The organism is Acinetobacter sp. YH12094, from assembly GCF_013419295.1.
Taxonomy (GTDB): Bacteria; Pseudomonadota; Gammaproteobacteria; order Pseudomonadales; family Moraxellaceae; genus Acinetobacter; species Acinetobacter amyesii.
Window position 1 is genome coordinate 20,489 of record NZ_VPAK01000019.1, and the last position, 10,022, is coordinate 30,510.

The 10,022-nt window shown below is 38.1% G+C and carries 6 protein-coding genes and 2 pseudogenes; 4 read left to right on the forward strand and 4 right to left on the reverse strand.

Annotated features, from left to right (window positions below; all coding sequences use genetic code 11):
- Positions 1-30 precede the first annotated feature (30 nt).
- Complete coding sequence (locus FTU34_RS13330; protein ID WP_180035922.1) at positions 31-3,315, forward strand: type I restriction endonuclease subunit R; 3,285 nt, start codon at positions 31-33, stop codon at positions 3,313-3,315.
- 544 nt (positions 3,316-3,859) lie between these two features.
- Here the strand turns inward: FTU34_RS13330 and FTU34_RS13335 are convergent.
- From FTU34_RS13335 to FTU34_RS13350, 4 genes are all read right to left on the reverse strand, one after another.
- Positions 3,860-4,168 (reverse strand): hypothetical protein, encoded by a 309-nt coding sequence (locus FTU34_RS13335; RefSeq protein ID WP_180035921.1) that lies wholly within the window; start codon positions 4,166-4,168, stop codon positions 3,860-3,862.
- 141 nt (positions 4,169-4,309) lie between these two features.
- The gene (locus tag FTU34_RS13340) at positions 4,310-5,035 is read right to left on the reverse strand and encodes a hypothetical protein (protein WP_180035920.1); all 726 of its coding nucleotides are present in this window, start codon (positions 5,033-5,035) and stop codon (positions 4,310-4,312) included.
- Entirely contained in the window at positions 5,022-5,651 is a 630-nt protein-coding gene (locus FTU34_RS13345; protein WP_180035919.1) for a hypothetical protein, read from the reverse strand. The genes FTU34_RS13340 and FTU34_RS13345 overlap by 14 nt, the downstream gene beginning before the upstream one ends.
- A 25-nt stretch (positions 5,652-5,676) precedes the next feature.
- Positions 5,677-6,752 (reverse strand): IS3 family transposase gene (locus FTU34_RS13350; RefSeq protein WP_180035918.1). Its coding sequence is split into 2 segments (ribosomal slippage): positions 5,677-6,500 and positions 6,500-6,752, totalling 1,077 coding nucleotides; the frame shifts between segments, so codons are not numbered across the junction.
- Positions 6,753-6,823: 71 nt separating this feature from the next.
- Here FTU34_RS13350 and FTU34_RS13355 point away from each other — a divergent pair.
- The 3 genes and pseudogenes from FTU34_RS13355 to FTU34_RS13365 all read left to right on the forward strand — a co-directional run.
- Positions 6,824-7,243, forward strand: a pseudogene (locus tag FTU34_RS13355) (group II intron maturase-specific domain-containing protein); the annotation flags it as partial.
- 79 nt (positions 7,244-7,322) lie between these two features.
- Positions 7,323-7,808 (forward strand): annotated as a pseudogene (locus FTU34_RS13360) (IS3 family transposase); the annotation flags it as partial.
- Positions 7,809-8,051: 243 nt separating this feature from the next.
- Positions 8,052-10,022 (forward strand): BapA prefix-like domain-containing protein (locus FTU34_RS13365; protein ID WP_180112642.1); only part of this gene is annotated, 1,971 nt, incomplete at its 3' end.

A 10,022-nucleotide genomic window follows, 5' to 3' on the forward strand; every position in this document is an offset into this window, starting at 1 on the left:
AAACTTATTAATTTTTATAATTTTTTTACTATGGCACACGCACAATACTCCGAAGAAAATCTGATTCAAAAACCAGCCATTAAGATTCTGAAAGAACAATTGGGTTGGCGAACAACACATGCCTATGATGATGAATGGAAATCAGGCATAAGTATTTTTGGCCGTGAGTCAGAACAACAAGTGGTCTTGCTAAATGACTTACAGCATGCCTTAGTAAAATTGAATCCTGATGTGCCTCAAGAAGCCATTCAAAACACGATTAAACATCTTAAAGATCGTCGTAGCTATAACGCAAATGCAATTGCTGAAAACAGATACCGCTATGAACAAGATTTGCTAGTTGGGCATAAAACACAGGCAAAAAATCCTAAGACAGGTCAGTTAAAAGACTACACAGTTAAAATCATTGACTTCAATAATGTCGCAAACAACATTTACCATGCAGTAGATGAACTATGGGTGAAAAGTACCCTAACTTCAGAGCGTAGACGTCCAGATCTGATTTGCTTTGTAAATGGTTTACCGTTGGTCTTCTTTGAGTTTAAAGGCGTAGATATTGACGTCAATCGTGCCTTTAAAGGCAATTTGACAGACTACAAAGATAAAATTCCGCAACTCTTTGACTTTAATGCAATCACCATTTTATCTAATGGTGAAGAGGCGAAGTACGGCACATTTACATCTTCACTCGAGTTTTATGGTCAGTGGAAACGTAATGATGAAGATGATCCAGAACCAGCAGCTAATACGAATCAACTGAAGCGATTGCTATTTGGGATTTTGGACAAAACACGTTTACTCGATTTAGTAGAGAGCTTTATTACCTTTGAAGGAGAGGGTGATAAAGCCATCAAAATCATTGCGAAAAATCACCAATATTTAGGTGTGAATAAAGTTATTGAGCGGCTGATCAGTCAAGATCCAGCGCATATTAAAGAGCGTCATGAAGGTCGATTAGGGGTTTACTGGCATACTCAAGGCTCGGGTAAGTCTTTTTCAATGCTTTTTTTTACTGAAAAAGTATTAAGAAAAATCTCATCGAATTATCGCTTTGTGATTATTACTGACCGTATTGAACTAGATGATCAAATTTCTAAACTTTATAGTGATTGTGGTAAATCCAGTAAGGTGAATGATCAGGCAGTCAGCGGCGATCAACTGCGTAAAAAACTTACGAACTCGAATGATAAATATATTTTCAGTACAGTTTTTAAATTTAATCAGCTTGTGACAGAGCCATATAGTACTGCGGATAATATCATTGTGATCTCAGACGAGGCACACCGTAGTCAGTATGGTGATTTAGCACGTAATATGCGAGCAGCACTGCCAAATGCCAAATATTTAGGGTTTACTGGTACGCCTTTAATGGACTCTCCAGAAGATCAAAAAACCAAAGAATGGTTTGGTGATTACGTTTCCATTTATGACTTTAAACGTGCCATTTTAGATGGTGCGACTGTACCTTTAATTTACGAAAATCATGGTGCTCAGCTGAGTATTGCCAATCCTGATGAGTTAAATCAACGCATTCAGAAAGTCATTGATGATGCTAAGAAGAAGGGTAAAAGTGAAGCTGATATCGAGCGTCTCGTCCGTAAGGCAAGTGATGACTACAATATTTTAACATCACCGAAGCGTTTAAAAATCGTAGCGCAAGATGTGGTGGATCATTATAAAGAGCGTTGGTTGTTGGGTACGGATAAATCCCCTTGTAATAAAGGTATGTTGATCTGTTTAGACCGTAATACGTGCTTAAAAATGTATGAGCTGATTACTGAAAAGTGGCAGTTAGCGATTGAGTTACAAAAGAAAGAGCTTGCAGAAGAAGAAATCATTCATTGCAATGATCCAGATATTTTAGAGGAAAAGCGCAGACATTTAGCATGGATGCAAGAAACCAAGTTTGCGGTTGTGGTCAGTAGTGAGCAAAGCGAAATTGAAGAAGTCGCAAAATTCAATGATCACAATGGCAAGCCTTTAGATATCTTAAAGCATCGTAAAGTAATGCAAGAGCGTAAGTTGGATGAAGAGTTTAAAGATAGCAATCATCCATTACGTTTTGTCATTGTCTGTGCGATGTGGCTCACTGGTTTTGATGTGAAGTCATTATCGACTTTATATATTGATAAGCCGATGCAAAACCATACTTTGATGCAAGCGATTGCACGTGCTAATCGAGTTGCACCAGGTAAAAAGCAAGGGACGATCATCGACTATAACGGCATGCTTCAAAGTTTAAGACGTGCATTGGCAGTGTTCTCAACGGGTAAAAATTCTGCTGGTAAAACCCAACAGGTAGAAGCAGATCCGTTAAGCGATAAGCCAAAGTTACTCATCGAATTTGGTGTATATCTGAAAAATTTAATCAAATATGTGGAGTCTAAGAAAGCCCCTTATCAAGCATTGAAGTCGGCTAAAGCCGAAGATCGTTTGGAATTGCTCTTGCAATGTAAAGAGGCTTTATCTGTTACCAAGCAGGTAAAAGCAACGTTCATTACTATGTTTAATGACTTAGATTTACGTAAAGAAAATCTTTTACCGTGTGATGAACTTTCTATATATCAGGCAGACCTGAATACTTTAAAGGCGATCTATCGTAGATTATCAAAGCGTGAAGAAGGCTCTGACATTACGCTAGAACTCAGACAGATTCAGAATTATGTAAATCATCATTTAGAAGCAACGGATAAGAAAGGAAAGGATGCAGAATACGACTTGTCAGCCATTGATTTTCATCGTCTAAAAGTTGAGTTTGAAAAAATTAAACATAAAAGAACGGTGTTGATGGAGCTTCAGGAGCGTATTGAAAAAGCATTAGCTCGTCTCACTGCTGTAAACGGTGATCGTGCGAAGTTCCATGAAGACTACCAAAAAATCATTACGCAAATTAATGAAGACATTTCTGATGTGACAATTCAAAAGGTTTTTGAAGAGTTAATGAAAGTCTATGAGGACTTGTCTGAAGAAGAAACGCGTTATGTAAGAGAAGAACTAGACAATGATCTGGAACTCACACTGTTTGATAAATTAAAGAAACCAAATTTATCTGAGAAAGAAGAAAAAGCAGTGAAAAAAATTGCTCAAGATTTGTTGAATAAAATTCAAACTGTTTTATCGCAGGGTGTAAATTGGATCAACCAAGAAAGTAATAAAGCTCAATTGCTGGAAGTTTTAAACTCTGAAATTATTTTGACTGATGCCCTGTCATGGGAAACGTTTAATTTCGAAGATCGTAAAGCGAAGGCGGATGACATATTTGACTATGTGCTTACACATAGTGATTTAATTATGAATAGGCAGATGTATTCTTAATTTGGGAGTGAGAGTCATGCATTGGCTACAGCAGGAATTTGAAACCTTTATATGGGTGATTACGACTTATTGGCGAGTATGGCTCATTCCTTTGATGTTTTTGATTTTTAGTCTTTGTGTTTTAATGTTTTTAAATATGCGGTTAAACCATTATTTTGAAACAAGACCTGATACTGTTTTAGCACCATTTATGGATCAAATGTTATTGACTTACTACGACAAAGTGAATCACAAGTTTTTGAGGAAATTCGTGATTTTTGCTCCATTGTTTCTCTTTGTACTAGGATACTTGAAATACAGGAAGAAGTTTTAATCTGGCTTAATAGAGAGGGAAGTTATCAACAAATTATTTTTATAGATAACTTATTATATTGATTGAAAAGTCGACTATAGATTCTGATTCGCTCAAACCGAGATGGATTGAATAGTTAAAAGTGTTGTAATGATGAACAAAAAAATTATTGTAGAGCAATTAAGGGACCAGCTAGATGGTTATATTTCCATAGTGAACCGTACCGAGTTTGTCGGAGACTTTTTATTTAAGTTAGGCCACCTGACCTAATGGGTTAATCTTATCATAGTACATTGCTTCAAACTCAGAAGAGGCTATTAAGCTCTTTTCTTTATGGGATTGTAGACTGGCATAAAAAGCAACTTGAATTGAGTTGGTTTTCTCAATCAATATTGAACTAAAGATTACAGTAGTAATCTTTAGTTCATATATTGATTGATCTCTCAGAAAATTATAGTGGGTACCGAATATCTGATGTTCTACAATTAAACTGATTTGCTCTTGTAGGTTTGGCCTTGATGAAGCTTGTGGCTTTGGATGTTCAGGTTGCTGTATTGGCATAGGGGGTCAGTTTTTAAATGCCGTTAGGGGGTCATTTTTACACTGCCGCTAACAACAACAGGTGGTGTTACTAATGGACTGCTCTGTACCTCAGAATGTGCGCTTAAATCAGTTGTTTCGGATATTGGCATTGTTTGTGGATTAGTGTCCAAATGCTTTTCTGATGGATGAGTGATGGTTGTTGATCCTGTGAGTTGAGTAATATTCGAAGTGTTTATATCTTCTTTTTTTTACTGTAGGTGTGACGTCGGAGATCTGTGATATCTGAATGCTACGCTGAACTTCAGTCCAAGTTTTAGAAATTTCTTCATTAAGTTCATTTAATGTCGTTTCTAGAAATTCTTCATCAGCAATGCTTGGCAAAGCCTGTTCTAAATCGGATTGATGAGTCGTCTTAAAACATGGATAGGCTTTTGTTTTATTTGTTTTATTTGTTTTATTTGTTTTATTTGTTTTATTTGTTTTATTTGTTTTATTTGTTTTATAGTAATAAAGTGTATTAATAAATTCAGATGGCAATAACTTTCCAATGCTAAAAGCTACCAAATACGGTAAATCGTTATATTCTTTACATTCTGATTCTATATAAAAGAAATTAAGACTTAAAATGTCTTCCTTTAATGCACTTAAATTTAGTGGATAGTTATTTTTAATTAACATTTCATAGTGAAAGTAGAGAGATAATGCAAGCAGTGGTAAATGCTTAATTTGAGATTCTAGAAGCATGTATTCCGTTAAAATTTTTTCTCTCAAAATTTGCTTAGACAAGAATTTTGATGTGAGTTCATCTTTAGTCTGTTGCTCTTTTAAAGAGCTATAATATTCTCTTGAGCTACATAAGTTAGAGATTTCTTTATATTTTTTCAATGAGGACAGGATCATTGACCTCAAGATTAAATAATAAACGGGTAAACATGCCAGCATAGGCTTTAGTGTTATCAAAACTTTCTAAAGAGAAAAGCTGCTTTTTAGCTTTTTCATCTTGTGCTTGTAGATGAGAAATTTCATATTTACTGGGGTTGAAATATTCATTTAAAGTTTTATTGTTTATTAAATCAAATAAAGACTCTTCAGAAATTTTATTTTCAAATATAAGTCCAGTAAATTTTAGTGCCTTTTCATGCTCTAAAATCTTTTTTTGATCTAAGCGATATGCTTCCCAAAATTTTTCTATCTCTAAATCTGTTGCTAAACTAACCTGTAGATTATTGGCACTATGCTTTAATGCGAATTTACCCCGTTCCGTTAATGCATAAAATTGTTGCACGGCTTCTAAATTAATATAGCTAGCCAAAGTGTGTTCAGACTGATAAGTAGAAGATGAATATGATTTAGATAGTTTAGCAAGGATATACTCATTATCATCTAAATGCGTAATATCGGCCGCAGTATTCATTAAATTAAAAAAACTATGTTTAGAGTTCTGACATGGTTGAATTCTAAAACTATGTATTTTTAATAAGCCTTGAGGTAATCCTCCCATAAATAACCGAAGTTAAAAGTAGAGGTTAAGCAGCCATTAGAGGTGGCCTTCCTTTGTTTGCTTGGTGTGGTCTTTCATAGTTGTAATGCCACAGCCAACTCGTTGCATAATCTTGTACTTCTTCCAGTGTGTCAAATAGATGCTTGCTTAGCCAGCTATAACGTATAGTCCGATTATAACGTTCAATATACGCATTCTGCTGTGGCTTACCTGGTTGAATATATTCAATACGAATACCTTGTTCAGTTGCCCAGCGTACAAATTCATGACTGATAAACTCCGGGCCATTGTCACACCGAATAACTAACGGCTTTTCTCGCCATTCCAGCAACTGATTCAACGTACGAATAACTCGGATTGTAGGTAATGAGAATCCTGCTTCAATCGCTAAGCCTTCTCGACGGTAGTCATCAATCACATTTAATAATCGGAACTTTCGACCATCGATCAGCTGATCATGCATAAAATCTAATGACCAGACCTGATTTTCTCGGATTGGTTCTTTCAATGGTTCAGGCGCGTGCCGTTTTAGTCTTCTTCTCGGTTTAATACGCAGATTCAGTGCCAACTCACAGTAAATGCGGTAAACCCGCTTGTGATTCCAGCAGCAACTCTCAACATGCCGTAAATACGAGAAGCACAAACCAAAGCCCCAATCGGAATTTTCCTCAGTGAGTTCAATGAGCTGTTCAGCAATGAGTGCATTGTCATCGCAAAGTTTAGCCTGATAACGGTAGCAGGTTTCACTAATGCCAAATGCAGAGCAAGCTAAACGGATACTAACCGCATGCAGGGCAACGGCTTGTTGAGCCATCTGACGTCGGCAAGATGGCTTCACCACTTTTTTGACATTGCTTCCTGAACAATCTCTGCCTTTAATCGCTCTTCAGCATACATTTTTTTTAGTCTGGTATTTTCTGCTTCCAGCTCTTTCAGTCGAGCCATTAATGATGTATCCATACCGCGATATTTGGCACGCCATTTATAAAACGTGGCATTACTCATGCCATGTTCACGACAAAGGGTGGCTACAGGTGTGCCAGACTCCGCCTGTTTTAAAATGGACATGATCTGGCTGTCAGTAAATTTAGATGTTTTCATGCAGAATCTCCTGCTCGTATCTTAAGAGAAAATTCTACTTTTAGATCCTTTTATTTTTAGGGGGGATTACCCCCGATGTTCAATTTACTTTTCTCGGGTACACGTTTAGGCCCCGTAAGGCTGTGGACAAGTATAAAAGAGTTTATGTAAATTTCTCTCCTGCAGTCAGTCGTGATGCACTTAAAGCAATGCGACAGACTATTCGGAAATGGCATCTACATCTGATGTGTAATCGCGAATTAAGTGATTTATCTGCAATATTTAATCCAATTCTTCAAGGTTGGCAGCAATACTATGGTCGATTCCATGGTTCAGCAATGTCAGCGATCTGGCAACACATGAATGCTTATCTTATACGCTGGATGAGGCGTAAGTATAAAAACTTGGTCCGTCATAAAAGACGGGCTAGATATGCCTTAGGGCGACTTGCGCGTGATTTTCCAAATGCCTTTGTGCACTGGAAAATGGGATGTTTACCATCGGTTGGATAATGGGAGCCGGATGAGCTGAGAGGTTCATGTCCGGTTCTGCGAGGGGCTAAGGGTGAAATTCCCTTGGTCTACTCACCCCTATATTCAAACAAATTCAGGCTGGGTCTATACCGCCTTTATTATTGATGTGTTCTCACGAGCAATTGTTGGATGGAAAGTATCTACACGGATGAATACAGATATGGTACTCGATGCACTTGAGCAAGCATTGCACGATCGAGGCATGCCAAAGAATGTGATTCATCATTCCGATAGAGGTGTTCAATATCTTTCTATTCGCTATACCAATCATTTAGAAGCTGCAAATTTACGAGCATTAGTCGGTACGACTGGTGATTCATACGATAATGCTTTGGCTGAAACGGTGAATGGCTTATACAAAACAGAGGTGATTGAATATTTAAAAGCAGATTGGCAAGGTTTAGCAGATGTACAACTTGCGACACTAAACTGGGTAGATTGGTTCAATAAAAAGCGTGTACACAGTGCACTGGGTTATGTATCGCCTTTTGAGTTTGAAGCAATGTACTATGATAAGATTAACCCGTTAGGTCAGGTGGCCTAACTTAAATAAAAAAGTCTCCGACAAACCCGGTACGGTTCACTTTGTGCAACAAAGCCTTTTCGAATTATAAAAGAAGATTGCTAACGCGTTTAAATTATTGTGCCGAACGAATTATACACAGCCGAACGAATTATACACATTTAATATTTATGTTTGCAAAAAATTGCAAACCAAGTATCATTTTTACATCCTAAATGTGCATCTATATCTAATTTTAAACATTTTATTTAAGAAGAGCCTATTATGATTAATATAAAAGTTGTTTCAAAAGACAGTCATAATGTTTTATCCGAAACGACAACTCAAGACACGTTGTCTTTAGTTGAGCCATCGGTTGTTATTTTAAATGTTTCAAAAGAGAGTATCGCGAGTATTAAAGCAGACGGTTTGGATGCTGTAGTACAATTAAATGATGGTCAAACGATAACTATAAAAGATTTTTTTGCTGCAGATAATACTTTGGTATTGGGGGATGGCGATAAATTATTGTGGGTGCAATTTACTGACGACACAGGTGCATTTTTAAATGAGGTTGTATATAATCCACTGTCTGAAATAAAACCATTACTTTATAAAGATGGAGTGCCGGCTTGGGCTTGGATTCCTCCATTAGCTGCTTTAGGTGCGCTTAACTTTGATAAATCTATTAAAAGCTCGAATGATAAACACGATACTACGCTAGAAAGTGCAGAAAAAGCAGTTAAAGATGCTGTAGATGCATATCAAAAAGCAAAAGATAAATTAGATGCCGCACTTAAAGATGGTTTAATCACACCTACAGAAAAAGCAGAAATTGAAAATGCGATTGCAGAAGCAGAAAAAGCCAAACAAGAAGCAAATGACAAGTTAAATGCTTTGGCAGATGGTGAGCAAAAAAACGATTTGGAACAGCAGTTAAATGCACTACCTGAGTTAAAAGTACCCCCTATAAATGACAAAAATGAAAATGGAATCGCTGACGACATTGATGCTGCGCTCGACGATGCAGAACAAGCGGTTAAAGATGCCCAAGACAAATATGATGCTTTAGAAAAAGAGATCGAAGGCAAAGGCGGGATCATCAACCCTGAAGACAAAGCTGCTTTAGATAAGTCTAAAGAAGAGCTCGATGCAGCGATCAAAGAAGCAGAAGACTTAGTCAATGCGTTACCTGATCAACCAGCGTCAGTGCAAGACAAAAAAGATCAACTCACAGAAGATCTCAATAATCTTAAAACCCCTGGCATCACTGTACCTGAAGTGAATGACCAAGATGGTAATGGTATTGATGACAGCGTTGAAGCTGCGATCGACGATGCAGAACAAGCGGTTAAAGATGCCCAAGACAAATATGATGCTTTAGAAAAAGAGATCGAAGGCAAAGGCGGGATCATCAATCCTGAAGACAAAGCTGCTTTAGATAAGTCTAAAGAAGAGCTCGATGCTGCGATCAAAGACGCAGAAGATTTAGTCAATGCGCTACCTGATCAACCAGCGTCAGTGCAAGACAAAAAAGATCAACTCACAAACGATCTCAATAATCTTAAAACCCCTGGCATCACTGTACCTGAAGTGAACGATACCGACAGCGATGGCACCATCGACAGCAGCGTTGCAGCAGCGACAGCGGCGGTAGAAGCGGCTGAAGAAGCAGAGCAAGATCTTATCGATGCGATTGCAGACAAAGGCGGCATCATCAATCCTGACGACAAAGCAGAATTGGATGCACTTAAAGCAGCCGTTGATACAGCGAAAGGCATAGCCCAAGGCTTAGTTGATGCATTGCCAGACTCTGAATCAGCAAAACAAACAGAGCTACAAGGTCGTTTAGATGGCTTGACCACCACAGTTCCTGGGGTGAACGATACCGACAGCGATGGCACCATCGACAGCAGCGTTGCAGCAGCGACAGCGGCGGTAGAAGCGGCTGAAGAAGCAGAGCAAAAGCTTATCGATGCGATTGCAGGCAAAGGCGGCGTGATTAATCCTGCTGACAAATTAGAGTTGGATGCACTCAAAGACTTAGTTGATACAGCGAAAGGCACAGCTCAAACTTTAGTTAATGCTTTACCAGACTCTGAATCAGCAAAACAAACAGAGCTACAAGGTCGTTTAGATGGCTTGACCACCACAGTTCCTGGGGTGAACGATACCGACAGCGATGGCACCATCGACAGCAGCGTTGCAGCAGCGACAGCGGCGGTAGAAGCGGCTGAAGAAGCAGAGCAAAAAGGC